This window comes from Mycolicibacterium llatzerense (genome assembly GCF_000878195.1).
Taxonomy (GTDB): Bacteria; Actinomycetota; Actinomycetes; order Mycobacteriales; family Mycobacteriaceae; genus Mycobacterium; species Mycobacterium llatzerense.
This window is the reverse complement of sequence record NZ_JXST01000017.1, coordinates 22661-48115: the sequence shown is the minus strand read 5'-3', so window position 1 is coordinate 48115 and position 25455 is coordinate 22661. Positions and strand designations below refer to the sequence as shown.

Sequence of the window (25455 nt, the reverse complement as noted above, 5' to 3'; positions counted from 1 at the left end):
AAATCGGCGATCAGTGTTCGGGCCGGGCATCATGGACTGATGACGTCAGGCAGGGTCGCGCGCGTGGCGGCGGTCGCCGGCACCGGGGGCGTGACGCTGGCCGCGCTGACGTACGTCGGCCTGGCCGATCCGCACCGGCCCGGATTCGGATTTCCCCCGTGCCCGTTCAAAGCGCTCACCGGATGGAACTGTCCGCTGTGCGGCGGGCTGCGCATGACCCACGACGTGTTGCACGGCGACTTCTCGGCCGCGGTGGTCGACAACGTCTTCGCGCTCGTCGGATTGCCGTTGCTGGTGGCGTGGCTGGTCGTGTGCTGGCGACGACGGCTGTCGGTGGCGCCTCCGCTGGTGACCGCGCTGGTGACGATGGTGGTGTGGACGGTGGTCCGCAATCTGCCGGGATTCCCGCTGGTGCCGACGTTCAGCCAGCCGTAGCAGCCGGCCGCGGACACCACGTCGCAACTCCCTGTTCGACTGATATTGACGTGCCGCCGGCGCTCCCGGCGGACCGTTATCTGAATCGATCCACTATGCTCATGCACTGTGAATAGGCGCGGAAAGATCGTCTGTACCCTGGGCCCGGCTACCTCCACCGATGAGACCGTCAGGGCGCTGGTGGAAGCTGGGATGGATGTGGCGCGGCTGAACTTCAGTCACGGCGAGCACGCTGACCACGCGGTGGCGTACAAGCGGGTTCGTCAGGCTTCCGACGCCGCGGGCCGCGCGGTCGGCATCCTGGCCGATCTGCAGGGCCCCAAGATTCGGCTCGGCCGCTTCGCTGACGGACCCACCGAGTGGCGCGCCGGCGAGACGGTGCGGATCACCGTGGATGAGTGCGAGGGCACCCACGACCGCGTGTCGACCACCTACAAGCAGCTCGCCAATGATGCCGTCGCCGGCGACCGCCTGCTCGTCGATGACGGCAACATCGGACTGACGGTCACCGAGGTCGACGGCAATGACGTGGTCTGTACCGTCACTGAAGGCGGGCGGGTCAGCAACAACAAGGGCCTGTCCCTGCCCGGGATGAACGTGTCCGTGCCGGCCTTGTCCGAGAAGGACATCGCCGACCTGAAGTTCGCCCTGAAACTCGGCGTCGACCTCATCGCGCTGTCGTTCGTCCGGTCGCCGGCCGACATCGAACTCGTGCACGAGGTGATGGACGAGGTGGGCCGCCGGGTGCCGGTGATCGCCAAGCTGGAGAAGCCCGAGGCCGTCGACAACCTCGAGGCCATCGTGCTGGCCTTCGACGCCGTCATGGTCGCGCGCGGTGACCTGGGCGTCGAACTGCCGCTCGAGGAAGTGCCGTTGGTGCAGAAGCGCGCCATCCAGATGGCCAGGGAGAACGCCAAGCCCGTCATCGTGGCCACTCAGATGCTGGAGTCGATGATCGAGAACTCCCGGCCCACCCGGGCCGAGGCCTCCGACGTCGCCAATGCGATTCTCGACGGCGCCGACGCCGTGATGCTCTCCGGTGAGACCTCGGTCGGCAAGTACGCGCTCGAGGCCGTGCGGACCATGGCGCGCATCGTGAAAGCCGTCGAAGCGAACTCCACGGACGCGCCGCCGTTGACCCACGTGCCGCGCACCAAACGCGGCGTCATCTCTTACGCAGCCCGCGACATCGGGGAGCGACTGGACGCCAAGGCGCTGGTCGCGTTCACCCAGTCCGGCGACACCGTGCGCCGGCTGTCCCGCCTGCACACCCCGCTGCCGCTGCTGGCGTTCACCGACCTGCCGGAGGTGCGCAGCCAGCTGGCGCTGACCTGGGGGACCGAGACGTTCATCGTCCCGCAGATGGACAGCACCGACGGCATGATCCAGGAGGTCGACAAGGCGCTGCTGGAGCTGGACCGCTACAAGCGCGGTGACCTGGTGGTCATCGTCGCGGGCGCGCCGCCGGGCACAGTAGGCTCGACCAACCTGATCCACGTGCACCGGATCGGGGAGGAAGACCACTAGCGGGAGCGACACGTGACGACAGCTGATTTCGAGGAACTGCTCAAGGTTCTCGACGTCGCCCGGGTCGATGACGACACCTTCACCGGTGGTCATCCCAGCCGGAACCCGGTCCGTACCTTCGGCGGTCAGATGATGGCGCAGGCGTTCGTCGCCGCCAGTCACACCGTGCCGCCGAAGCTGCCGCCGACGACGATCACGACGCACTTCATCGCCGGCGGCGACCCGGAGCGGGACCTGGAGTTCAAGGTGGTCCGGCTGCGCGACGAGCGGCGGTTCGCCAACCGCCGGGTCGACGTCATGCAGGGCGACACGCTGCTGGCGACGGCGTTGGTGTCACACCTGGCCGGCGGACGGAGCCTGGAGCATGGCGTCAAGGCGCCTGCCGTGCCGGATCCGTTGTCGCTGCCCACGATTGACGATCTGCTGAAGGGCTACGAGGAGACCGTTCCGCTGTTCGTCGAGGCGCTCAAACCGATCGAATGGCGCTACACCAACGACCCGGCCTGGGTGATGCGCGACAAGGGCGGCAAGCTCGACCACAATCGCGTGTGGCTCAAGACGATGGGCGCCATGCCCGACGACCAGGTGCTGCACGCCGCGGCGCTGGTTTACTCGTCGGACACGACCCTGTTGGACTCGATCATCACCACCCACGGGCTGTCGTGGGGCCACGACCGGATTTTCGCGGTCAGCATGAACCACACCGTCTGGTTCCACCGGCCGATCAAGTTCGACGACTGGGTGCTGTATTCGACGACGTCGCCGGTGGCGGCCGACTCCCGGGGTCTGGCGTCCGGCCACTTCTTCGACCGGGCCGGCCAGGTGCTGGCGACGGTGACCCAGGAAGGCATCGTCAAACACTTTCCGGGCTAAGGCCTTTCGGTCTCAGCCCTCGACCTTGACGCCGAACTCCTTCTCGATGCGGCTCCGGAAGTCCTGGACGCAGGTGCTCTGCGCGTTCTGGTCCTGCCCGGCACGCGTCATGCAGTTGGTGTAGTCGCTGAACCCGACCTGGCGGTAGAAGCCGATCACCACGAAGACGAACACCACCGCCAGGACCGTGGCCAGTGCGCCCAGCGCGATGCCCGCGCCGGCCACCACGGCGTTGTCGGCGAGTCCCTCTTTGACCCGGTTGCGACCGATGACGCCGCACGCGACGGCGCCGAGCCCGAACAGCAGCCCACCGACCACGGACCACGAGGTCAGTAGTCCCACTATGCCCAGCACCAGCGCGGTGGTGCCCATGCCGTTGCGCGGAGCCGCCGTGTAGGGCCCGTATGTCGCGTTGGCGTACGGCGGCGGTGGCGGCGGGGGATACCCGCCACCGGGATACATGCTCATGACTGCGCAGGGTACCCGCCGTTGCTGAGGTCCAGCACCCTGCAGTCCAGGTTCGCCGGCAGATGGTGGGTGGCCACCACCACCGCGCGGTCGGCGCCGAACAGTGCACCCGGAGTGAGGAGTTCGGTGAGTAACCGCTCGCTGTCCGCCGCGTCGAGGTGTTCGGTCGGTTCGTCGAGGAGCACCACGGGGAAGTCGGTCAGCAGGGCGCGGGCGAGCAGCAGTCGGCGCCGTTGGCCGGCCGATACGGCGGCGGCCCCGCCGGCGAGCAGGGTGGACAGGCCGTCGGGCAGCGTCGCCAGCCACGGACCCAGGCCGACCTGTTCCAGGGCGGTGGTGAGTTCACCGTCGGTGGCATCGCCTCGGGCCACCAGGAGGTTGTCGCGCAGCGTGGTGTCGAACAGGTGCGCATCCTCGGCGAAAAACCCTGCCGGTGAATCGGTTTCGCGGAAGCGGTCGGCAGTCGACAACAGCAAGGTGGTCTTGCCGCGGCCACTGGCCCCCAGCACGGCAACTCGATCGCCGGCCGCCGGCTCGAGCGGTGGGACGGCCGTGAGGACGCGGTCGTCGGCATCGTCGGTCAGCATGCCGGTCAGCCGCGCGATGGCGATGCGGGCCCGCGTCAGCTGCACCGCCGCGGCCGGCAGGGCGCCGGTTGCCTCGAACGCCGACAGCGGCAGCAGCATGAGGACCGCCAGCGTGGTGGGCGCGACGGTCGAGGTCAGCGAGATGGCGGCCAGCACCGCGGCGATGGCACTCGCACCGGTGGCCAGGATCGGGACCGCGGCGGCCACGGCGGCGGGTCGGGCGGCGCGGTCGGCGGCGTCGCCCCAGCGCCGGTGGTCCTCGGTGGCCTGCGCGATGACGTCGGTCAGTCGGCCGGCCACCGCCAGTTCCGCGGCATGGTCGAGGGCCAGCATGACGGCCCCGTCGCGGTCTGAATGATGTTCTGCGGCAAGGCGCTCGGTAGCCTCCGCAGCGCGGGCCGCCTGCCACGGCGCCCACCCACCGACGACCACCAACCCGGCCGCGAGGGCCAGGGCCGCGGCGGGGGAGATGAGGGCGATGACGATCACCGAGGCAGTCGAAAGCACCGTCGCCACGGCGATGGGTAGCACCGAGCGCACCAGGGTGTCGGCCAGATCGTCGACGGAAGCGCCTGCGCGCGAGACCAATTCGCCGCTGCTCAGGCGCAGCACCGTCGCCGGTGGTGCGGCGCACAGGCGCCGGTACAGCTCGGTGCGGGCCCGGCCGGCGGCCCGTAGGGCCACGTCGTGCGATGCCAGGCGTTCGCAATAGCCCAGTACCCCACGGGAAATGCCGAACAGCCGAACCGCCACCACCGCGACGGACAACTGGAGAATCGGCGGTTGTTGCCAGGCCCGGGTGATCAGCCACGCCGACACCCCGGCCAGGGCGAGGGCGCTGCCGAGCGCCGCGGACCCGAGGAAGACCGCCAGCGCCAGACGCGGGAGACGGGGTCGGAGCAACGCGATCGCGAATCTAACTGTGGACACGGGAAGCACCTCCCACCTGGACGACCTCGTCGCCGATGGCCAGCACCGCGTCGCGGTGTCCGACGACCAGGACGGTGGCGCCGGCCTCGGCGCGGGCCCGGATCGCGTGCAGTACCTGGACTTCCAGCTCGGCGTCCAAATGTGAGGTCGGTTCGTCGAGCAGCAGTACCGGGCAGGGCCTGCCGAGGACCCGGGCCAGCGCCAGCCGCTGCCGCTGGCCCAGCGACAGCCCGGAGCCACCGCGGCCCAGCACGGTGTCCAGTCCGGCGGGCAGCGTGGCCAGCACCTCGTCGAATCCCGATGCGCCGCAGGCACCGTCGAGGTCGGGGAGGGTGCCGAGCAGTTCCAGGTTCTCCCGCACGGTGCCCGGAACCAGTACCGGCCGTTGGGGCAGCCAGCCGATCTGTTGCCACCAGTGCTGCCGGTCCAGCATGGCGACGTCGAGTCGGTGCGCGTCATCTCCGATGAGTACCCGGCCTGCGTCGGGCGGCGTCAGCCCCAGAATCGCCTGCAGCGCCGTGCTTTTCCCGCTGCCGTTGGGCCCGGTCAGCACGGTCACCGCGCCGGGCGCGGCCCGCAGCGTCAGCCGGTGCGGCGCCGGCCCGTCGCGGCCGTCGATGCTGACCTGCTCCAACTCGATGGTCGGCCGCGCCCCGATCCGTGCGGTGCCGGATTCGGGTTGCCCGGCGGCTGCCAGTAGGCGGTAGGCCTGCCCGAAGGCGACCTTGCCGTCCTGGGCCGCATGAAATTCCACGCCGACGCGGCGCAGCGGCCAGAACACCTCGGGGGCCAGCAGCAGGACGGTCAGGGCGACCGGCAGCGTGACCCCACCGCTGACCAGCCGCAGACCGACGCCGACGGCGACCAGCGCCACCCCCAGCGTCGCCAGCAATTCGAGGACCAGTGCCGACAGGAACGCGATACGAAGCGTGGCCAGGGCCGAATGCCGATGTGCGTCAGACAGTTCGGTGATGCGTGGCGCGGCGCCCTCGGCGCGGCCGAGGGCGCGCAGGGTCGGAATGCCCGCGATGAGGTCGAGCAGACGCGACTGCAGGGTGGCCATGGCGGCCAGTGCGGCCGCTGACCGCTCGGTTGTCATGACGCCGATCAGCACCATGAACAGTGGGATCAGCGGCAGCGCGATCAGCACGACCGCCGCGGATTTCAGGTCGTAGGCGGCGATCACGATCACGGCCGCCGGCGTCAGCAACACGGACATGACCACGGCGGGCAGGTAGCGGGTGAAGTACGGCCGCAGTCCGTCCAGGCCGCGGGTCAGCAGGATCGCGGCCTCGTCGTGCACCGCCTGGCGACGGTGCGGCGGCAGTGCGGCGACGACGGTGAGCACCTGTGCATCGAGGTCGGCGATCATCGCGGTGGCGCCGTGCTGGCTCAACCGGGCCTGCCACCACTGGGCGCCGGCGCGCACCGCCCACAGTGCGGCGACCGCCGCCAGCTTTGGCGCCCAATGCGACAGCGGTGCGCCGGTGGTGATGACCCCGGCCACCACCTGCGCGGTGAGCACTGCCGCGGCGAGCGCCGCGGCAGTGATGACGACCCCGCTGCCGACCGTGGCTGTCAGATGCCGCCGCAGACCGGCGGTCATGCGGGGATTGGTCGACGATCGGGTCAGTGCGGCCCGCCGTTCCGGGACAACCCGATGGAAGCCGGGATGTGCTCGGCCGAAATCCGTTGCCGGAATACCCAGTACGTCCAGCCCTGGTAGGCGATCACCAGCGGCGTGAGCAGCAGCGCGGCCCAGGTCATCACCTTGAGGGTGTACCGCGACGACGACGCGTTGTGGATGGTCAGGCTCCACGCCGGGTCGAGGGTGGACGGAATGAGATTCGGATACAGGCAGCCGAACAGCAGCGCGACCACGGCGGCCACGACCGCCGCCGTCGCCGCGAATGCCCAGCCGTCGGCGCGGCGCGTCCACACCAGCCGGACGGCCGAAAGCTGTGCCACCACAGCGATTCCCAGTGCTATCCAGGTCACGTCGTCGCCGTAGGCCACCTGGGTCCAGATGCCGAACGCGGCGACGATCAAGGTCACCGGAACGGTCAGTCGGGTGGCGAAGCGGCGCGCGTCATCATGCACGGCCCCTTCGGTTTTGAGCGTGACGAACACCGCGCCGTGGAATGCGAACAGGCTGGCCGTGGCGATGCCGCCGAGCAGCGAGTAGGGGTTGAGCACGTCGCCGGCCGACAGCTGAATCTGATGGCGGGCGTCGACCGGGAGGCCGCGCAGGATGGAGGCGAAGGCCACGCCCCACAGCACGGCGGGCAGCCAGGAGCCCATGGCGATGCCGATGTCGGCCCGCCGGCGCCACTGCGGATCGTCGATCTTGCCGCGCCATTCGATGGCGCAGACCCGCACGATCATGCCGACCAGGATGGCCAGCAGTGGCAGGTAGAGGCCCGAGAACAGCGTGGCGTACATGCCCGGGAACGCCGCGAACATCGCGGCGCCCGCGGTGATGATCCAGACCTCGTTGCCGTCCCACACCGGTCCGATGGTGTTCAGTGCGGCGCGGCGGTGCTGTTCCGGGTCGCCTTTGACAGCACTGTCGGTGCGCCCGAAGAACTCCATCAGCATGCCGACGCCGAAGTCGAACCCCTCCAGGACGAAGAAGCCCAGGAAGAGCACGGCCAGGATGACGAACCAGAGGTTCTGAAGTGTCATGGCTGCCCCTTCCTAGTACGCGAACGACAGTGGGGCGACGTCGTCGCTGTCGGGTGGGGTGGGTGGTGTCGGTTCGGCGTCGTGTTCGAGTGGCCCCTCGAGCGTGTAGCGGCGTAGCAGCCAGAACCAGATGACGGCCAGCAGCGCGTAGAGCGTGGTGAAGGTGATCAGGGAGATCCAGACCGTGCCCGCGCTGTGGTCTGACACGCCTTGCCGGATCGTGAGATGTAGGTTCGGGTCGCCGGTCGGGTTGTTGGCGACCACCCAGGGTTGGCGGCCCATCTCGGTGAAGACCCAGCCTGCGCTGTTGGCCAGGAACGGCATGGGCAGCGTCACCAGTGCGAAGATGCTCAGCCACCGCTGCGTCGGGATTCGGCCCTTGCGCGTCAACCACAGGGTGGTGAGCGCGAAAAGCCCTGGGAAGGCCAGCAATCCGATCATCATGCGGAACGACCAGTAGGTGACGAACAGGTTGGGTCGGTAGTCACCCGGGCCGTACTTGGCGACGTATTCCTTCTGCAGGTCCTGCACGCCCTCCAATCGGACGCCCTCGAACTTGCTCTCGGCCAGGAAGGGCAGCACGTACGGCACCTCGATGACGTGCGTGACGCTGTCGCAGTTGTTGTGGGTACCGATGGTCAGGACCGAGAAGTCCGGGTCGGTTTCGGTGTGGCACAACGATTCTGCCGACGCCATCTTCATGGGCTGCTGGACGAACATCAGCTTGCCCTGGAAGTCCCCGGTTAGCCCGAGCGAGGCCGCTGCGACCAGCGCGATGGAACAGCCCAGCATGGCGGCCGGGCGGAACATGGTGCGCGATTCTTCGGTGTTGCCGCCGCGCACCATCCACCAGGCGCTGATCGCCGCGACGAAGGTCGAGGCCGTCAGGATCGCGCCGCCGACCGTGTGCGTGAACGCCGCGATGCCCGTGTTGTTGGTCAACAGCTCCCAGATGCTGGTGAGCTCTGCCCGTCCGGTCTCCGGATTGTAGTGCGCGCCAACTGGATGCTGCATGAACGAGTTGGCCGAGATGATGAAGAACGCCGACGCGTTCACGCCGAACGCGACGATCCAGATACACGCCAGGTGCACCAGTCGGGGCAGTTTGGTCCAGCCGAAGATCCACAGGCCGAGGAAGGTGGATTCGAAGAAGAATGCGGCCAGGCCCTCCAGCGCCAGGGGCGCGCCGAACACGTCACCGACGAATCGTGAGTACTCACTCCAGTTCATCCCGAACTGGAATTCCTGCACGATGCCCGTGGCCACGCCGAGGGCGAAGTTGATCAGGAACAGCTTGCCGAAGAACTTGGTGAGCCGATACCAGGCCGGGTTGCCGGTCACCACCCAGATGGTCTGCATGACGGCCAACAGCGGCGCGAGGCCGATGGTCAGCGGGACCAGGATGAAGTGGTAGACGGTGGTGATCCCGAACTGCCACCTCGATACGTCCAGTGCGTCCATTGAGCCTGCCCCGAGCCGGAGGGATTGATCTACGACTTACTGTAGTAGTTCATGCGGGTGGTGGTCTAGACCTGCCGAACAGGCAATTGTGTGGCCAGGCGCACACGTGCGCCCGGCCACACAGCACATTCCGGTCAGCGGCCTCAGGCGTTGGTCGTCGCCTCGTCGATGGCCTTGTCAACAGCCTTGGCGCCCTTGCGGATTCCGAACGCGGTGATCACTTCGGCGACGCCGGTGACCACCAGCCAGATGCCGGTTACCAGTGCCAACGTGCCGATCGACTCGATCGGCGAGCCCAGCACGACGAAGCCCGCGATCAGGCTGATGATGCCGAGGAAGATGTTCCAGCCGCGGGCTGGAAGGGTGGGGTCGCTGATCGCCGACACGGTGGTGGCCACCCCACGGAAGATGAAGCCGATGCCGATCCAGATGGCCAGCAGCAGTACGGCATCGCCGATGTGGCGGAACGCCAGCACGGCGAGCACCAGGGATGCCGCGCCACTGATGAAGGCCAGCACCCGGCCACCGGCCGAGATGTGCAGGCTGAAGGCGAACACCACCTGGCCGATGCCGCTGATGAGCAGGTAGGCGCCGAACGCGATCGCGGCCACCAGGATGGTGATGCCGGGCCAGGCCAACACGGCCGCACCGAGTGCTACGGCGAGCAGGCCCGAGATGAGGGCGGATTTCCACAGGTGCTGCAACAGACTTGGCGGAGTTTGCGTGGTCATTGACGCAGTCTCACATATTTGACGCGGGCTGCGCAGAGTTCGGACGACCCTGTTTTTCACGGTGGACAACCGTCGATTGGCACGCTTGATGACCACAGTGCCGATAAGGTGCTCCCAAGTCATGGCAGGTGTGATCGGTACAGAGTGAAGCAGTAGGGAAGAGGCAACGTGTCAGGTGTCAGTCGGACCCGTCGGGGCACAGCATGGCGCATTGCAGTGGTGGTGGCTGCCAGTAGCGCATTGGCGCTGTCGGGCTGCACGAAGAACACCGAATCCACGTCGCCCGCGTCGAGTTCGTCGGCCGCTCCGGCCGCCAAGGTCGAGTCGATCGCCAACACCGTGCCGGAGGCCATCAAGTCCAGCGGCAAGCTGATCGTCGGCGTGAACCTTCCGTACGCGCCCAACGAGTACAAGGATTCGAGCACCGGGAAGATCGTCGGATTCGATGTCGACCTGATGAATGCCATCGCCCAGACGCTCGGCCTGACGGTCGACTACCGGGAGGAATCGGACTTCTCCAAGATCATCCCGGCGATCCAGGCCGGCACCTACAACGTCGGGATGTCGTCGTTCACCGACAGCAAGCAGCGTGAGCAGCAGGTCGACTTCGTCACCTACTTCTCGGCCGGCAGCCTGTGGGCGCAGCGCGCGGGTGGCCAGATCGACCCGAACAACGCCTGCGGCAAGAAGGTGGCGGTCGAGTCGACCACGGTGCAGGACACCGAGGAACTGCCCGCCAAGTCCAAGACGTGCACCGACGCCGGCAAGCCGCCCATCGACGTGGTGAAGTTCGACAACCAGGACCAGGCCGCCAATGCGGTCGTCGTCGGCCAGGCTGACGCCATGTCGGCTGATTCGCCGGTGACGCTGTGGGCGATCAAGCAGACGGGCGGCAAGCTGGTGCAGGCGGGCGAGGTCTTCAATTCGTCGCCGTACGGCTGGCCGGTCAAGAAGGGGTCCCCGTTGGCCCAGTCGCTGTTGCAGGCGCTGCAGCACCTGATCGACAACGGCACCTACAAGCAGATCGCGACCAGCTGGGGCGTGCAGGCCGGGATGATCGACAAGCCGGTCGTCAACGGGGCCACCAGCTGACGTGACGAGTGCTGAGTCGGCGGCTGCCCCGCACGGGCCTGCTGCCATCGACGCGGTGCCGCTACGACACCCGTGGCGGTGGGTGGGGGCCGTCGCGATCCTCGTCATCGCCGGCCTGTTCGTCTACGGTGCCGCCACCAACGAGGCCTACGGGTGGGACACCTACCTCAAGTACCTGCTCGACGAGCGGGTGGCCGAGGCGGCCTGGAATACGTTGCAGCTCACCATCTATGCGATGACGATCGGGTTGGTGCTCGGCGTCATCCTGGCCGTGATGCGGCTGTCGCCCAACCCGGTGTTCCGGGCGGTCGCGTGGGGCTATCTGTGGATTTTCCGCGGTACTCCGGTGTACGTGCAGCTGGTGTTCTGGGGCCTGTTCCCGTCGATCTACCAGAACATCCAGATCGGGGTGCCGTTCGGCCCGTCGCTGTTCCACATCCAGCTGCAGGGTCTGTCGCTGGCGTTCGAGATGGCGTTCATCGGACTGGGCCTCAACGAAGCCGCCTACATGGCCGAAATCATCCGTGCCGGAATCATTTCCGTCCCGGAGGGGCAGACGGAGGCGTCGGTCGCCCTCGGCATGTCGTGGTGGATGACCATGCGGCGCACGGTCCTGCCGCAGGCGATGCGGGTGATCGTGCCGCCCACCGGCAACGAGTTGATCAGCATGCTCAAGACCACCTCGCTGGTCACCGCCGTGCCGTACACCCTCGAGCTCTACACGCGTACCCGCGACATCTCGGCGGTGCTCTTCCAGCCCATTCCGCTGCTGTTGGTGGCCGCCACCTGGTACCTGGTCATCACCAGCGTGCTGATGGTCGGGCAGTTCTACCTGGAGCGGTACTTCTCGCGGGGGGCGTCGCGGAAGCTGACGACCAAACAGCTTGAGGCCCTTGCCCGGGCACAACTGGGAGACCACGGGGGTGTGCCCGCATGACCCTCATGGTGCGCGCCGAGCAGGTGTGCAAGAACTTTGGTGCCTTGGAGGTACTCAAGGGCGTCTCCCTGGAAGTCGAGCGTGGCCAGGTTCTCGTGCTCGTCGGTCCCTCCGGTTCCGGCAAGTCGACGTTCCTGCGGTGTATCAATCACCTGGAGCAGGTCAGCGCCGGACGGCTGTACGTCGACGAGCAGCTGGTCGGGTACCGCGAGCGCGGCGGCAAGCTGCATGAACTCCCGCCCCGGGAAGCCGCCCGCCAGCGCCGCGACGTCGGCATGGTGTTCCAGCATTTCAATCTGTTCCCGCACCGGACCGCGCTGGAGAACATCGTCGAGGCACCGGTCCATGTCAAGGGCGTCAAGCGCGCTGTGGCGCTGAGCCGCGCGCGGGAACTGCTCGACCAGGTCGGGTTGTCCAGCAAGGCCGACGCGTATCCGGCCCAGTTGTCCGGAGGCCAGCAACAGCGGGTTGCGATCGCCCGTGCGCTGGCGATGGAGCCCAAACTGATGCTGTTCGACGAGCCAACCTCGGCTCTGGACCCCGAGCTGGTCGGGGACGTGCTCGCGGTTATGAAGAATCTGGCCCAGCTGGGCATGACGATGGTGGTGGTCACCCACGAGATGGGCTTCGCGCGCGAGGTCGCCGACGAGCTGGTGTTCATGGACGCCGGCGTGGTGGTCGAGCGCGGCGCCCCGCGTGAGGTGATGGCCAACCCGAAACATGAACGCACGAAGGCCTTCCTGTCCAAAGTGATGTAGTGGCCGTGCACCTCGCTTCCGAGCCGGACCCCGCCGCCCCGCTGTGGCGGGCCGCGCAGGGCTTCCGGCTGCTCAGCTGCCTGTACGCCTTGGGTTTTCAGCTCGCCGTGAATGACGATCTGCGGCACCCCTCCGTCACGTGGGCGCTGTTCGGGGTCCTCATGGCCTGGAGCGTGGCGTGTGCGGTGGCCTATCTGCGCGGCTTCGGCAGGCGGACGGGCTGGGTGCTGGTCGAGGTGCTGGTGGTGGTGCTGCTGGTGTTGTCGACCGATCTGGTGGCGTCTCCGGCGTGGATCGCCGGCAACCAGTCGTGGCCGACGACGTTGTGGGCCACCAACGCGACGTTGTCGGCGGCGATCCAGCTGGGGCCGGTGGCGGGCATGGGCGTCGGCCTGTTGGTGACGGCGGCTGGTGCGGTGCTGAAGGGCTACTTCGACCCCAATCTGGGGCGGCAGGCGACGCTTGTCATCGAGTTGGCGGTGGGACTCGCGGTCGGGATGGCCGCCCAGACCGCCCGCCGGGCCCACGCTGAACTGCAGCGCGCGATCCGATTGGCGGCGGCGACCGCCGAGCGTGAGCGGCTGTCCCGGCAGGTGCACGACGGGGCCATTCAGGTACTGGCACTGGTGGCCCGCAAGGGGCGGGAAATCGGCGGTGAGACAACGGAACTCGCGCAGCTGGCCGGTGAGCAGGAACGGGCGCTGCGCCGGCTGGTCAGCTCCGGCCTGGACGAGGCGACGGGTGGTCTGGTCGACGTCGGGGAAATGCTGCGGGCTCGCGCCGGGGACCGTGTCGCGGTGAGCGTGCCGCCGGACCCGGTGCTGCTCGACGCGGCCGTGGCGGGCGAGCTCGATGCCGCGGTGGCCAACGTGCTGGGCAACACGGCTGCGCACGCGGGTCCGGAGGCCCGGGCTTTCGTCCTCGTCGAAGACTTGGGGGACCAGGTGGTGGTGAGTATCCGCGACGATGGGGTGGGCATTGCCGACGGACGGTTGGCGCAGGCGGCCGCGGAGGGGCACATGGGCGTGACGAAATCCATTGTGGGACGGCTGGAATCGCTCGGCGGTGCCGCCGAGCTGACGACGTCGCCGGGAGCCGGCACCGAGTGGGAGCTGACCGTGCCGAGAACGGAGGGCATCGATGCCTGAGCCGCAACCGTCCGATCTGACGGTCATGGTGGTCGACGACCACCCGATCTGGCGCGACGCAGTAGCCCGCGATCTCGAGGACTCGGGTTTCACCGTGGTGGCCACCGCTGACGGGGTCGGGGCCGCGGGACGTCGGGCCGCGGTGGTCAAGCCCCAGGTGGTGGTGATGGACATGCGTCTGTCCGACGGCAGCGGGGTCGAGGCGACCACCCAGGTGCTGGCGGTGTCACCGGCCAGCCGGGTACTGGTGCTGTCGGCTTCCGACGAGCGCGACGACGTGCTGGAGGCGGTAAAGGCCGGCGCCACCGGATATCTGGTGAAGAGCGCCTCCAAGGCAGAGCTGGCCGACGCGGTCCGTGCGACGGGCGAGGGGCGCGCGGTGTTCACTCCAGGGCTCGCCGGGCTGGTGCTGGGGGAGCACCGGCGCATCGCCAAGGCGCCGGGCGCGGACCCGGCAGCGGGCCTGACGGAACGGGAGACCGAGATTCTCCGCTACGTGGCAAAAGGCTTGACCGCCAAGCAGATTGCCGAACGTCTGACTCTGAGCCACCGCACAGTCGAGAACCACGTGCAAGCGACGTTCCGCAAGCTGCAGGTGGCCAATCGGGTCGAAGCGGCGCGTTACGCCATCGAGCACGGGCTGGACTGAGCGCCGTCGGCCCGCGAGGCGCCGGCCGCGGACAGTCGCCCGGTCAGGTACCAGGTGTGCATCACACCCTTGCCCTTGACGTCGATCTCGCCGCGCTCCTCGAATTCGTAGGCATGCTGGAGGCGTTCATACACGTTGTGCGGCACCTGGATTCGCCCGGCGACGTCGGTGCTCTCCATCCGCGACGCGACGTTGACCGCGTCGCCCCAGACGTCGTAGAAGAACTTGCGGGAACCGACGACACCGGCCACCACCGGGCCGGCGGCGAGGCCGATACGGACCGGGACGGGGCGCCCCTTCGAGTCGGTCAGTTCGCGCACCGCGTCGTTGAAGTCCAGAGCCAGACAGGCCAGCGCCTCGAGGTGATCGGCGCGCCCGTGCGGTATCCCGCTGACCACCATGTACGAGTCACCGCTGGTCTTGACCTTCTCCAGGCCGTGCCGATCGACCAGTGCGTCCAGATCGGTATACAGCGTGTCCAGGAACTGGACCAGATCGGCAGGGGCAGTGTCGCTGGCACGCTGGGTGTACCCGGCGATATCGGCGAAAAGGATTGAGGCGTCGTCGAATTTGTCGGCGATCACCGTATGCGCCGGATCCTTGAGTCGTTGCGCGATGGACTCAGGCAGGATGTTCGCCAACAGCGACTCGGACCGCAGATACTCGGCTTGGATGGCGCGCTGGGCGATGGCGTTCTCGCGCAGGACGGACCAGACGGTCGCCATCACGATCAGGCAGGCGGACACCGCTGTGATGACGAACGACACCCGGCTTTCCAACTCGGTCTGCGCCCCGGTGTGCGCCGGGATCGTGAATTCCAGGATGGTCGCGGCGACGATGCCGACCGCGGCGACGACGGCCGCAAAGGCCAGATGTTCGAGTCCCACGATCAACAGGGCGATCGCGCCGGCCACGGCGAAATACAGCAGGATGCCGGAGCCGGTGCCGATGTTGATGGTCACGACGGTGACCGTGGTGTAGGCGATGAGCACGAAGGCCGCGGGCGCGACCAGCTCGCCGAACCGGTAGAGCTTGGGCACGATCAGGAACAGCGCCGCGCTGGCCAGGTTGACCGTGCCGATCCACATCGTGTACGGGCCCGTGGACAAGGCCTGGAACGCGAAGAAGACGCTGAGCATCGCGCCGAGGCGGCTGGTGCGGGTCAGGATTCGGCGGCTGCGGGCCACGGTCGGGCTCAGGATGTCGGCGTCGGGGTGAAGGCACTCACGGACAGTCGCGGTCGGCACACACACCGAGCGGCGCACCGCAGCGACCAGGTCGGCGTTCGGAGTCGCGGCGCTACCGGCGAGGCGAGCGTCGTCCATGATCGCCATGGGTCAAGGGTAGACGCGCAGGGCCGGATTTGGTGCTCGCCTGCGGATACTCCGCTGACGGCGAAACATCAGGCCACCGCGGTACCCATAATGGCCAGTTGCTCTGGCCATTTCCGGGGCCCGGAGGCCGGGATTTTGGTTGGTACTGGACGGCCCTTCGCCGCAACTGAAAAATAGGTACGAGGCGGATCAATATCAAAATTGCCAGATATTCGACGATGGCGTCGAATGGTGACCTCGATCGTCATCTAGCGCATATGAACTGGGAAAACTAGGCCAAAATCCTTGCTTATGGCGAATTAGCAAAGTGATATTGATTAGCTACATGCGAACATACCAGAGGTATTTAGCCTGGCTCTATATTTGCCTAATACGCATGACTGGATTATTTCAATCTGATTTCGTATTTGGACACCTTTAGTTGTTGTCGGCGCAGTAAATTAACTGCCTACGCGTCATCGATCAGTGGCGATGACCAGGTGGAAAGGGGACTGCGGTGAACCGTCTGGTCCGAGCTCTGATGTTGAGAGTCGTTGTCGTATTCATGCCGTTGGCCGTCCTGTGCGCGTACAGCCACGTGGCGCCGACGCAGCCCCGGTCGGTGGCGATCGACGTCATACCCACCGCGGAGATCGATCCGGAGGCGTCGAGCGTCGGCATCGCCGACTCGAGCCTCTATGGGCTGTCGCCGGCGGACATCAACAAGACGCTGGACCAGCTGCAGTCGATCGGGGTGCAGAACATCCGGGTCTTCGTGCCGTGGGCGTTGATCAAGATGACAGGTCCCAATGATCTGCCGAACGACGCCAACTGGCAGCTGATGAACAACGTGATGGACGCCGCTCGCGCCCACAACATGGGTGTGCTGGCTGTCGTCAGCCACACGCCGCTGTGGGCAGCGCCCAGTGGCACCATCCCCGGCGCGGGTGCGCCCGATCCGGCCGTCTACGCCGACTTCGTGAAGCAGGTTGCCACCCGGTACGGCGACGTCATCTCCGCGTACGAAGTCTGGAACGAGCCCAACAGCGCCACCTTCTTCCAGCCGATGGATCCCGTCAAATACACCGCAATCCTGAAGGCGGTCTACACCACGCTCAAGGGCGGCGACGGGACTGTGGGTGCGGACCCCACTTCCACGGTCATCGCGGGTGCTCTGGCTCCGATTCAGGACTTTTTCGGCTTGACCGCGTCTCCACAAACCTTCCTGGCGGCGATGTATGCCGCTGGCGCCAAAGGTTTTTTCGACGCGATCTCGGTCCACCCGTATGAGTTCAACCAGGTGTTGAAGTTCTCCCAGGGTGGTGCCTTGAACCCGTTCTCGGCGCTGTACCAGGTGCAGCAGATGCGGGCGATCATGGTGCAGAACGGTGACGGCCAAAAGCTGATCTGGGCCACCGAGTACGGCTTCCAGACCGTGCTCGACCAACTCGGCGTCGTGGATCCGACCAGCAACCAGAAGCAGGCCGATTTCATCCAGGACTTCATCACCACCTGGCGGGCGCTGACCTACACCGGCCCGTTGTTCATCTACACCACCCGCGATGGCGTGCCAGGCACGGACACCGGCTACGGCATCTTCCAGGCCGACTGGACGGCCAAGCTGGCGGTGAAGGTGATCTCTGACGCCATCGGTCTGCCGCCCGTCATCGTCTCACCGATCGTGGCACTGGCCGAATTGATCCAGAAGGCGTTCGCTCAGTTCCAGAAGGCGTTCACGTCGTTCACTGCTTCGTTGCAGACCGCGTTCGCCAACGCCGTCAAGGCGTTCCAGAGTCTGATCTCGGGAATCTTCAAACCAGCTGCGGCGCAAGCGAATGCCACCGCAAGTCTGGCGCCTGCGGCAGCCTCGGTCAGTGCGGATACCGTCGCGGCCGCGAACCTGGCCGCCAAGGAGTTGAAGTCTCAGGTGGGCGGTTCGAAAGACACTGCCGAGCATGCCAAGGCCGGCGACAAGTCGGAATCCGGCGACGTGAAGGTGGTTGACGCCGCCGAGCACGAAGCCGCCGGGGCTGTCGACCCGAAGGCTGTGGAGACCAAGACCGAGGGCACCAAGACCGAGGAGCCCAAGACGGAGACCCCCAAGGTCGACGACACGAAGGCCGAGACCCCGAAGACCGAGACCCCGAAGACCGAGACTCCCAAGGTCGACGACACGAAGGCCGAGACCCCGGCGGTGGCCGAGACCCCGAAGGCCGAGACCCCGAAGGCCGAGACCCCGAAGTCGGAAACGTCGCAGACTGATTCGTCCGGTTCGGACACGCCCAAGTCGGGCACCACGCCGTCGGCGACGAACGAGTCCAAGACTCAGACCAAAGATGGTGCGACGCAGGACAAGTCGGACAGCGGCAAAGCGGGTACCAAGGGCAAGGCGGGCAAGAAGCCCGGCAAAGCCAAGAAGCAGACCCCGGCTGCGGCGAACGAACCGGCAAAACCGGCCGGTCGGGCCAACGGCGATGGCGGTGGCAAGGACTCGTCGACCGACAGCAAGACACACCAGCACCAGGGCTCATAGTCCCGGGTCTGGGCGAGGCCTCCCCGGCGTCTCAGGCGCCGGGGAGGCGCTCACACTGAATAGATCGGGGCGCCGATCCCGGACATGGTCGCCCGCAGTCGGTGCGCGATATCCCGGTCCAGCGCAACGAGATTCGCGGCGAGGTGCCGGATGTCGGCGGTGTGGTCGTCGGCGATCGACTCGCGCGACTCGCGTTCCCTGGCCACGAACCGGTACCTGACCTCGGTCACCGACAGGTCGTCGGCGACCGCGAACTCGTTGGTGCGTGCTTCGTCAATTGCGTTTAGTGCCAGTCGTTTGACATCAGAGAGCGACGCCGCGCCGGTGTGGGCGATATTGGCGGCGGTCCGCAGCGCGTCGGCCGACCCGCGGACCTTGACCAGATCACGCCAGGCGACGTCCTGTGCGTTCTCCGCGGCGCTGCCTTCCCACGTGGTGCCGCCGGGGCGCAGGGTGCCCTGCCAGACGTCGTGGAATGAGTTCTCCCACAGGTCGGCAGTCTTGGTCCATTGCGCTGCGGCGTCGACCAGGTGCTGAACATCCCAATCGGTGATCTGTGCCAGTGTCGGCAGTTCGAGTTCGGCCATGGAGGCTATTCCGCCAATGCTGCCGAGGCTGAGCGGTCGGACTCGGTATAGGCACGTCCGGCGGCGGTCAGTGTGGACGCGACGGACCAGATGCGTTCGGCATGCGCGGTGGATGCGGCATCAACGCGGGTCTGGATTTCGGCGACGACATCAGCGGTGGACTGGCCGGCAGGCAGCGGCGCACCGCTGATGGTGTGCGCGGACAGAGCTTGGGCATGCTGCTCGAGTTGACCGGCAACGGCGAACAGCCCATCCGCAGTGACTCGCAGTGCCCCCATGCGTGCAGTTTAGCGGCGAGTTTTGGTGCCCTCGGTGAGATTCGAACTCACACTGCACGGGTTTTGAATCCGTTTCCTCTGCCAGTTGGGATACGAGGGCGTTTCGGCGGTGCGGTGTACCACCATAGTTGATGTGATTCTGGCGGCCACGCCGCGCCCCGAGGTCGCCTTGCGGGGCTCCGCACGCGACAATGTGGGGATGACCGGGCCAACAACTGATGACGTCGCACCACGCCGTGTTCTCGTGGCCGAGGATGAGGCGCTCATCCGGCTGGACCTGGCGGAGATGCTCCGCGAGGAGGGCTACGAGATCGTCGGCGAGGCCGGCGACGGGCAGGAAGCGGTCGAGCTCGCCGAAAAGCTGAAGCCCGACCTGGTGATCATGGACGTGAAGATGCCGCGCCGCGACGGTATCGACGCAGCCTCCGAGATCGCCGCCAAGCGCATCGCGCCCATCGTGATCCTGACTGCGTTTTCTCAGCGTGAGCTGGTTGAACGGGCCCGTGACGCGGGTGCCATGGCCTACCTGGTCAAGCCGTTCTCCATCACGGACCTGGTGCCGGCCATCGAGGTCGCGGTCAGCCGCTTCGGTGAGGTGAGGGCCTTGGAGAAGGAAGTCCTCTCACTGTCGGACCGGCTGGAGACCCGCAAGCTCGTCGAGCGCGCCAAAGGCATCCTGCAGACCAAGCAGGGCATGTCCGAACCCGAGGCGTTCAAGTGGATTCAGCGGGCGGCGATGGACCGTCGCACCACCATGAAGCGGGTGGCCGAGGTCGTCGTCGAGACGCTGGATCCGCCGGTCGCGGAAGCGACAGAGCCGTCAGCCGACTGAGTCGCGGCGCCGGCTCTCGTTAACTCTGTGTTTCGGGCCGCAGCATTTACACAGGTCCGCTCGACACAAGGTTGGCGAGCATCGCTCAACAGCGCGTATCGCCGCGTCGTGTTGGTTACTGTCTACGCGAAGTAGCGGACATCGGGCCTTACCTGCGAAGAGTCGGGCCACGTCCGGTGCCACGTAACCATGACCCGGAGGTGAAGCGTGCGCAGTCGCGTAGCTCGGAATGCTCTTGCAGTCGGCAGTGCCGGTCTGATCGTGTTCGGTGTGGCGGGATGCAGCCAGTCCGAACCGAAGCAGAGCGGCGCCGCCGGCTCGAATCTCAAGATCGTGGAGCAGGTGCAGATCGACGAGAACGGCGCGGAGATCAAGGCCGCCGGGGGCGCGACTCCCGCCGATCCCGCCGGCGACGGCAAGGCGACCTGCCCGCCGGTCTCCATCGCCATGGCTGGTGCCCTGAACGGTCCTGATGCCGCGCTCGGCATCAACATCAAGGACGGCGTGCAGCTCGCCATCGACAAGCACAACGCGGCCAACCCGGGCTGCCAGGTGACGCTCAAGACCTTCGACACCGAAGGCGACCCGCAGAAGGCGACGGGCATCGCACCGCAGATCGTCGACGACAAGTTCACCATCGGCCTGGTCGGCCCGGCCTTCTCCGGCGAGACGAAGGCCACCGGCACCGTCTTCGACCAGGCCGGCCTGGTCGCCGCCACCGCCTCGGCCACCAACGTGACGCTGAGCGAGAACGGCTGGAAGACCTTCTTCCGCGGTCTGGCCAATGACGGCGTGCAGGGTCCGTCGGTCGCGAACTACCTGAAGAACACGCTCAAGAACAAGAAGGTCTGCGTCGTCGACGACAGCACCGACTACGGCCTGGGCCTGGCCACCGCCGTGCGCACCACGCTCGGACCGGTCGCCGATTCGGCGTGCAACATCTCGGTCAAGAAGGGCGACAAGGACTTCTCGGCCGCCGTCACCCAGATCAAGGGTGCGGCACCGGACGCGATCTTCTACAGCGGGTACTACGCCGAAGCCGCGACGTTCGCGCAGCAGCTCAAGGATGGTGGCGTGACCGCGACGTTCGCCAGCGCCGACGGCACCAAGGACCCCGAGTTCGTCAAGCAGGGCGGCGAGGCCACCAAGGGCGCCATCCTGTCCTGCCCGTGCGGCCCGGCGAGCAAGCAGTTCGCCGAGGAGTACACCAAGAAGTTCGGGCAGGAGCCCGGCACCTACAGCACCGAGGGCTACGACCTGGGCACCATCCTGGTCAAGGGCATCGACTCCGGTGCGGTCACCCGGCCCGCGCTGCTGGACTTCGTCACCAAGTACGAAGGCCAGGGTGTGGCCCGCAAGTACCAGTGGAACAACAAGGGTGAGCTGACCACCAACCTGATCTGGATCTACAAGGTCCAGTAGGAACCTGCAGACGACGACGCGTCCGGACCCCGTGCCGGGCGCGTCGTTCGTTCGCAGACAAGTCACCACCGCGACAACCGAGGAGCCGCCACCCGATGACACCCGACTGCGTCGGCCCCTACGTGTGCACCGCGGCCAATATCAATTTCAATGTCGACAACCTGTTGAACGGGTTCTGGCAGTTGACGATTGACGGGTTGTCGTGGGGTGCGATCTATGCCCTGGTTGCCGTCGGCTACACGCTGGTGTTCGGCGTGCTGCGACTCATCAACTTCGCGCACTCGGAAATCTTCATGTTCGGCATGTTCGGCGCGTACTTCGCGCTGCAGATCATCCTCGGCTTCAAGCCCAGCGGTAATGCCTACAGCCTGGGCGTCGGGTTGACGATCTGCTATCTGGGCATTGCCATGCTCGTCGCGATGCTGGTCTCCGGTGCTGCCGCCGTCGGGCTGGAGGTCGTGGCCTACCGGCCACTGCGCCGTCGCAATGCGCGCGGTTTGACGTTCCTGATCACCGCGATCGGCATGTCGTTCGTCCTGCAGGAGTTCGTGCATTTCGTGTTGCCGAAGATTCTCAAAGGATTCGGCGGCAGCAATGCGCAACAGCCGATCATCCTGGTGCAGCCCAAGACTCAGTTCACCCTCTTCTCTGCGAACATCTCGAACGTCACCATCGTCATCGTGGTCGCCGCCGTCGTGCTGGCGTTGCTGACCGACATCGCGCTCAACCGCACCAAGTTCGGCCGCGGCATCCGGGCCGTCGCCCAGGACCCGGCGACCGCCACCCTCATGGGCGTATCGCGCGAGCGCATCATTCTCACCACGTTCCTCATCGGCGGCCTGCTGGCCGGCGCCGCCGCACTGCTCTTCACGTTGAAGGTGCCGCAGGGCATCATCTACTCGGGCGGATTTCTGTTGGGAATCAAGGCGTTTTCGGCCGCGGTGCTCGGCGGCATCGGCAACCTGCGGGGCGCGCTGCTCGGCGGGTTGATCCTCGGCGTGATGGAGAACTACGGGCAGGCATTCTTCGGCACCCAATGGCGCGACGTGGTGGCCTTCGTGCTCCTGGTGCTGGTGCTGCTGATCCGTCCCACCGGGATACTCGGTGAAAGTCTCGGGAAGGCACGAGCATGAGCGACGAGCGCACCCGCGGCCGGAGCCGGTACGTGCTGGCCCCCGGCGACCAGTTGCGCCAGTGGTGGGATCAGCAGAGCCGGCCCGCGAAATGGGTCTTCGGGCTGCTTGCGTTCACCGTGGTGGCGCTGCTGCCGCTGTACACGCCGCCGTTCCTCAACACCCCGGGCATCAGCTTCGGCGGCACCATGGCGCAGTTCGCGATGGTGGCGATCATCGCGATCGGCCTCAATGTGGTTGTGGGCCAAGCAGGATTGCTCGACCTCGGCTATGTCGGGTTCTACGCCGTCGGCGCCTACACCGTCGCGCTGCTGACCAGCCCGGACAGCCCGTGGAACCAGGTCGGGGTCGACGGTTTCCTCAACAAGGACTGGGCCTGGCTCGCCTGCGTGCCGCTGGCCATGGCCGTCACCGCATTGGCCGGTCTGGTGCTGGGCATCCCGACCCTGCGGCTGCGCGGCGACTACCTCGCGATCGTCACGCTGGGATTCGGCGAGATCATCCGGCTCCTGGCCGACAACCTCTCCGACCTGACCAACGGTGCGCGCGGCCTCAACCAGATCGCCTATCCGCGGGTGGGGGAGACGGACCGGCTCCCCAACGGCGTGTTCTCCAGCGGCAACTCCGCCGGCCATGCCAACTACGGCACCTGGTGGTTCTGGCTCGGGCTGGTCCTCATGATCGGCATCCTGCTGCTGGTCGGCAACCTGGAGCGCAGTCGCGTTGGCCGGGCCTGGGTCGCCATCCGGGAGGACGAGGACGCTGCAGAAGTGATGGGCGTCAACACCTTCAAGTTCAAGCTCTGGGCGTTCGTCATCGGCGCGGGCATCGGTGGCCTGTCAGGCGCGCTGTATGCCGGCCAGGTGCAGTACGTCGCGCCGCCGACCTTCAACATCATCAACTCGATGCTGTTCCTGTGTGCCGTGGTACTCGGCGGGCAGGGCAACAAGCTCGGCGTGATCATCGGCGCGTTCATCATCGTGTATCTGCCCAACCGGCTACTCGGGGTGCACCTGCTCGGCATCAACCTCGGTGACCTCAAATACCTGTTCTTCGGCCTGGCGCTGGTGGTACTGATGATCTTCCGTCCGCAGGGTCTGTTCCCGGTACGCCAGCAGCTGCTGGCGTACGGCAAGTCCGCGCGCAGGTTGTTGCGCAATGCCGACGATTCGAAGGCGGCGGCATGAGCGCCCCGATCGAGCCCGCACCCGACGAGGAACTTGCCGCACTGCACCGCGACGTGCAGGTCGCGGAGGGCGAAAAGCTCTTGGCGACAACTGATCTCACTGTCAAGTTCGGTGGGCTCACCGCGCTCGATGCCGTGACGTTCGATATCCGGCGCGGCGAGATTCTCGGTCTCATCGGTCCCAACGGTGCCGGCAAGACGACCTGCTTCAACGCGATCACCGGCGTGTACCGGCCGTCGTCCGGTTCGGTGATGTTCGACGGCGCGCCGCTCGGCAAGATCAAGCGCCATGAGATCACGCGGCGTGGCATCGCTCGCACCTTCCAGAACATCCGGCTGTGGGGTGAGATGACCGCGCTGGAGAACGTCGTCGTCGGCACCGACGCCCGGCACAAGACATCGGTGCCCGGCGCGCTCCTGCGTTCTGCGCGGCACCGGCGGGAGGAGCGCGACGCGATCGAACGCGCCACGGCGCTTCTGCAATTCGTGGGGATCGCGCACCGCGGCGAGGAGAAGGCCAGGAACCTGTCCTACGGCGATCAGCGCCGACTGGAGATCGCGCGGGCCCTGGCCACCGAGCCGAAACTGCTGTGCCTGGACGAGCCCGCCGCAGGCTTCAACCCGAGCGAGAAGTCCGCGCTGATCGAATTGATCCAGGCGATCCGGGACGACGGCTACACCGTGCTGCTGATCGAACACGACATGCGCCTGGTCATGGGCGTCACCGACCGCATCGTGGTGCTGGAGTTCGGGCGCAAGATCGCCGAAGGCCTACCGGCCGAGATTCGCGAGGACCCGAAGGTCATCGCCGCATACCTGGGGGTGCCCGATGACGAACTCTGACCAGGTCCTGCTGGAAGTCCGGGACGTCTCGGTGCATTACGGCAGAATCCAGGCGCTGCACGGGGTTTCGCTGCAGGTGCACCAGGGCGAGCTGGTCACGCTGCTCGGGTCGAACGGCGCGGGCAAGACCACGATGATGCGCGCGCTGTCGGGGTTGTTGCCGTTGTCGTCGGGTTCGGTGTGGTTCGACGGCGAGGACATCTCGAAGATGAAGGCGCATCGTCGGGTGACCGCCGGATTGATCCAGGCACCGGAGGGACGCGGCATCTTCCCGGGCATGACGATCATCGAGAACCTCGAAATGGGCTGCTACGGACGCAAGTTCGCTTCGAAAGCCGAGTATCGCGAGCGGCTCGACTGGGTGCTGGAGACGTTCCCGCGGCTGGCCGAGCGGCGTTCGCAAGCCGGCGGGACCCTCTCCGGTGGGGAGCAGCAGATGCTGGCCATCGGCCGGGCGCTGATGGCGCGGCCGCGGGTGCTGCTGCTCGACGAGCCGTCGATGGGCTTGGCGCCCAAAGTGATCTCGCAGATCTTCCACATCATCTCCGAGATCAATTCCCAGGGCACCACGGTGCTGCTGGTCGAGCAGAACGCGCAGCAGGCGCTGAGCCGTTCGGACCGGGCCTACATCCTGGAGACCGGGCGGATCACCCACGAGGGCGTGGCCCGCGAGCTGTTGTCGGACAACAGCATTCGTGCGGCCTACCTTGGTGTCGCCTGAGTTGGAGCCCGTTGGCGCCGAGCGTGAAGAAGATCCCGAGAAGTCGATGGATTCTCGCGACTTTCTTCACGTTCGGGGAGGCGGTGGAGGTGGGTAGACGGTGCCGCCGACATCCCAACCATCGGTATTGAGCGGGAAGTCGGCGTAGGCGATGGGCAGTTGGATGAGTTCCTCGACTCGGGCCAGCAAGCCGGCAAACCAATCGGCATAGTCGGTGTCGTCGGCACGTGCGGTGGCTGTCGGCAGTGCTCCCAGGATCACCTCGGCGACGGTGTCCGCAGTGGCACTGAGGTCGACGGTGCGACCGAGGAAGTCGGATCCCGCTG

Annotated in this window: 24 protein-coding genes and 1 tRNA gene; 15 read left to right on the top strand and 10 right to left on the bottom strand. The window is 66.7% G+C overall.

Annotated elements, in window-relative coordinates:
• Positions 1–39: 39 nt before the first annotated feature.
• The 3 genes from TL10_RS13515 to TL10_RS13505 all read left to right on the top strand — a co-directional run bounded on the left by TL10_RS13515 (position 40) and on the right by TL10_RS13505 (position 2835).
• Positions 40–435, top strand: coding sequence for a DUF2752 domain-containing protein (locus tag TL10_RS13515; protein WP_043398412.1), 396 nt, complete (start codon positions 40–42; stop codon positions 433–435).
• Positions 436–543: 108 nt separating this feature from the next.
• The gene (pyk, locus tag TL10_RS13510) at positions 544–1962 is read left to right on the top strand and encodes a pyruvate kinase (RefSeq protein WP_043398409.1); all 1419 of its coding nucleotides are present in this window, start codon (positions 544–546) and stop codon (positions 1960–1962) included.
• Positions 1963–1974: 12 nt separating this feature from the next.
• Entirely contained in the window at positions 1975–2835 is an 861-nt protein-coding gene (locus tag TL10_RS13505) for an acyl-CoA thioesterase II (RefSeq protein WP_043986020.1), read from the top strand.
• A gap of 12 nt (positions 2836–2847) precedes the next feature.
• Here TL10_RS13505 and TL10_RS13500 read toward each other — a convergent pair whose 3' ends face one another.
• The 6 genes from TL10_RS13500 to TL10_RS13475 form a co-directional block, all read right to left on the bottom strand.
• Positions 2848–3303, bottom strand: a complete 456-nt coding sequence (locus TL10_RS13500) for a DUF4190 domain-containing protein (RefSeq protein WP_043986019.1) — start codon at positions 3301–3303, stop codon at positions 2848–2850.
• Positions 3300–4820, bottom strand: coding sequence for an ATP-binding cassette domain-containing protein (locus tag TL10_RS13495; protein ID WP_043986018.1), 1521 nt, complete (start codon positions 4818–4820; stop codon positions 3300–3302). The genes TL10_RS13500 and TL10_RS13495 overlap by 4 nt, the downstream gene beginning before the upstream one ends.
• Positions 4807–6426 (bottom strand): thiol reductant ABC exporter subunit CydD, encoded by a 1620-nt coding sequence (gene cydD / locus TL10_RS13490; RefSeq protein WP_043986017.1) that lies wholly within the window; start codon positions 6424–6426, stop codon positions 4807–4809. The genes TL10_RS13495 and cydD overlap by 14 nt, the downstream gene beginning before the upstream one ends.
• Positions 6427–6449: 23 nt before the next feature.
• Positions 6450–7505: a cytochrome d ubiquinol oxidase subunit II gene (gene cydB / locus TL10_RS13485; protein WP_043986016.1), complete on the bottom strand. Its 1056-nt coding sequence runs from the start codon at positions 7503–7505 to the stop codon at positions 6450–6452.
• Between the two features lie 12 nt (positions 7506–7517).
• Entirely contained in the window at positions 7518–8966 is a 1449-nt protein-coding gene (locus tag TL10_RS13480) for a cytochrome ubiquinol oxidase subunit I (RefSeq protein ID WP_043986015.1), read from the bottom strand.
• Positions 8967–9109: 143 nt separating this feature from the next.
• Positions 9110–9697, bottom strand: coding sequence for an HdeD family acid-resistance protein (locus tag TL10_RS13475; RefSeq protein WP_192830231.1), 588 nt, complete (start codon positions 9695–9697; stop codon positions 9110–9112).
• A 168-nt stretch (positions 9698–9865) separates the two neighbouring features.
• Here TL10_RS13475 and TL10_RS13470 point away from each other — a divergent pair, with 168 nt between their 5' ends.
• Genes TL10_RS13470 through TL10_RS13450 form a run of 5 tightly spaced genes read left to right on the top strand, consistent with a single transcriptional unit; the run spans position 9866 to position 14281 of the window.
• Positions 9866–10789 (top strand): ABC transporter substrate-binding protein, encoded by a 924-nt coding sequence (locus TL10_RS13470; protein WP_043398393.1) that lies wholly within the window; start codon positions 9866–9868, stop codon positions 10787–10789.
• A gap of 1 nt (position 10790) precedes the next feature.
• The gene (locus tag TL10_RS13465; RefSeq protein ID WP_043398391.1) at positions 10791–11726 is read left to right on the top strand and encodes an amino acid ABC transporter permease; all 936 of its coding nucleotides are present in this window, start codon (positions 10791–10793) and stop codon (positions 11724–11726) included.
• A gap of 5 nt (positions 11727–11731) precedes the next feature.
• Complete coding sequence (locus tag TL10_RS13460; protein WP_043986065.1) at positions 11732–12484, top strand: amino acid ABC transporter ATP-binding protein; 753 nt, start codon at positions 11732–11734, stop codon at positions 12482–12484.
• Entirely contained in the window at positions 12484–13632 is a 1149-nt protein-coding gene (gene macS / locus TL10_RS13455; protein ID WP_043986014.1) for a MacS family sensor histidine kinase, read from the top strand. Before TL10_RS13460 ends, macS begins: the two co-directional genes overlap by 1 nt.
• Positions 13625–14281, top strand: coding sequence for a response regulator (locus TL10_RS13450; RefSeq protein WP_043986012.1), 657 nt, complete (start codon positions 13625–13627; stop codon positions 14279–14281). The genes macS and TL10_RS13450 overlap by 8 nt, the downstream gene beginning before the upstream one ends.
• Here the strand turns inward: TL10_RS13450 and TL10_RS13445 are convergent.
• Positions 14254–15615, bottom strand: coding sequence for an adenylate/guanylate cyclase domain-containing protein (locus TL10_RS13445; protein ID WP_082067939.1), 1362 nt, complete (start codon positions 15613–15615; stop codon positions 14254–14256). The genes TL10_RS13450 and TL10_RS13445 overlap by 28 nt on opposite strands.
• 520 nt (positions 15616–16135) lie before the next feature.
• Between TL10_RS13445 and TL10_RS29630 the strand changes: the two genes are divergently transcribed.
• Positions 16136–18127: a cellulase family glycosylhydrolase gene (locus TL10_RS29630; RefSeq protein WP_131630740.1), complete on the top strand. Its 1992-nt coding sequence runs from the start codon at positions 16136–16138 to the stop codon at positions 18125–18127.
• A gap of 50 nt (positions 18128–18177) precedes the next feature.
• Here TL10_RS29630 and TL10_RS13435 read toward each other — a convergent pair whose 3' ends face one another.
• The 3 genes from TL10_RS13435 to TL10_RS13425 all read right to left on the bottom strand — a co-directional run bounded on the left by TL10_RS13435 (position 18178) and on the right by TL10_RS13425 (position 19092).
• The gene (locus TL10_RS13435) at positions 18178–18714 is read right to left on the bottom strand and encodes a hypothetical protein (protein ID WP_043398386.1); all 537 of its coding nucleotides are present in this window, start codon (positions 18712–18714) and stop codon (positions 18178–18180) included.
• 5 nt (positions 18715–18719) lie between these two features.
• Positions 18720–18992, bottom strand: coding sequence for a hypothetical protein (locus tag TL10_RS13430; protein WP_043398383.1), 273 nt, complete (start codon positions 18990–18992; stop codon positions 18720–18722).
• A gap of 23 nt (positions 18993–19015) precedes the next feature.
• Positions 19016–19092: transfer RNA gene (locus tag TL10_RS13425), tRNA-Leu, on the bottom strand.
• 99 nt (positions 19093–19191) lie between these two features.
• Here TL10_RS13425 and TL10_RS13420 point away from each other — a divergent pair.
• From TL10_RS13420 to TL10_RS13395, 6 genes are all read left to right on the top strand, one after another.
• On the top strand, positions 19192–19824 hold the full coding sequence (locus TL10_RS13420) for a two-component system response regulator PdtaR (RefSeq protein WP_043986062.1): 633 nt from the start codon (positions 19192–19194) through the stop codon (positions 19822–19824).
• A 207-nt stretch (positions 19825–20031) separates the two neighbouring features.
• Positions 20032–21246 (top strand): branched-chain amino acid ABC transporter substrate-binding protein, encoded by a 1215-nt coding sequence (locus TL10_RS13415; RefSeq protein ID WP_043986010.1) that lies wholly within the window; start codon positions 20032–20034, stop codon positions 21244–21246.
• 95 nt (positions 21247–21341) lie between these two features.
• Positions 21342–22379 carry a branched-chain amino acid ABC transporter permease gene (locus TL10_RS13410; RefSeq protein WP_043986009.1) on the top strand — a complete coding sequence of 346 codons (1038 nt, stop codon included), beginning with the start codon at positions 21342–21344 and terminating at the stop codon, positions 22377–22379.
• Positions 22376–23566 (top strand): branched-chain amino acid ABC transporter permease, encoded by a 1191-nt coding sequence (locus TL10_RS13405; RefSeq protein WP_043398375.1) that lies wholly within the window; start codon positions 22376–22378, stop codon positions 23564–23566. Before TL10_RS13410 ends, TL10_RS13405 begins: the two co-directional genes overlap by 4 nt.
• Entirely contained in the window at positions 23563–24408 is an 846-nt protein-coding gene (locus tag TL10_RS13400; RefSeq protein WP_043398372.1) for an ABC transporter ATP-binding protein, read from the top strand. Before TL10_RS13405 ends, TL10_RS13400 begins: the two co-directional genes overlap by 4 nt.
• Positions 24395–25129, top strand: a complete 735-nt coding sequence (locus TL10_RS13395; protein WP_043986008.1) for an ABC transporter ATP-binding protein — start codon at positions 24395–24397, stop codon at positions 25127–25129. Before TL10_RS13400 ends, TL10_RS13395 begins: the two co-directional genes overlap by 14 nt.
• The last annotated feature ends 326 nt before the right edge of the window (positions 25130–25455 follow it).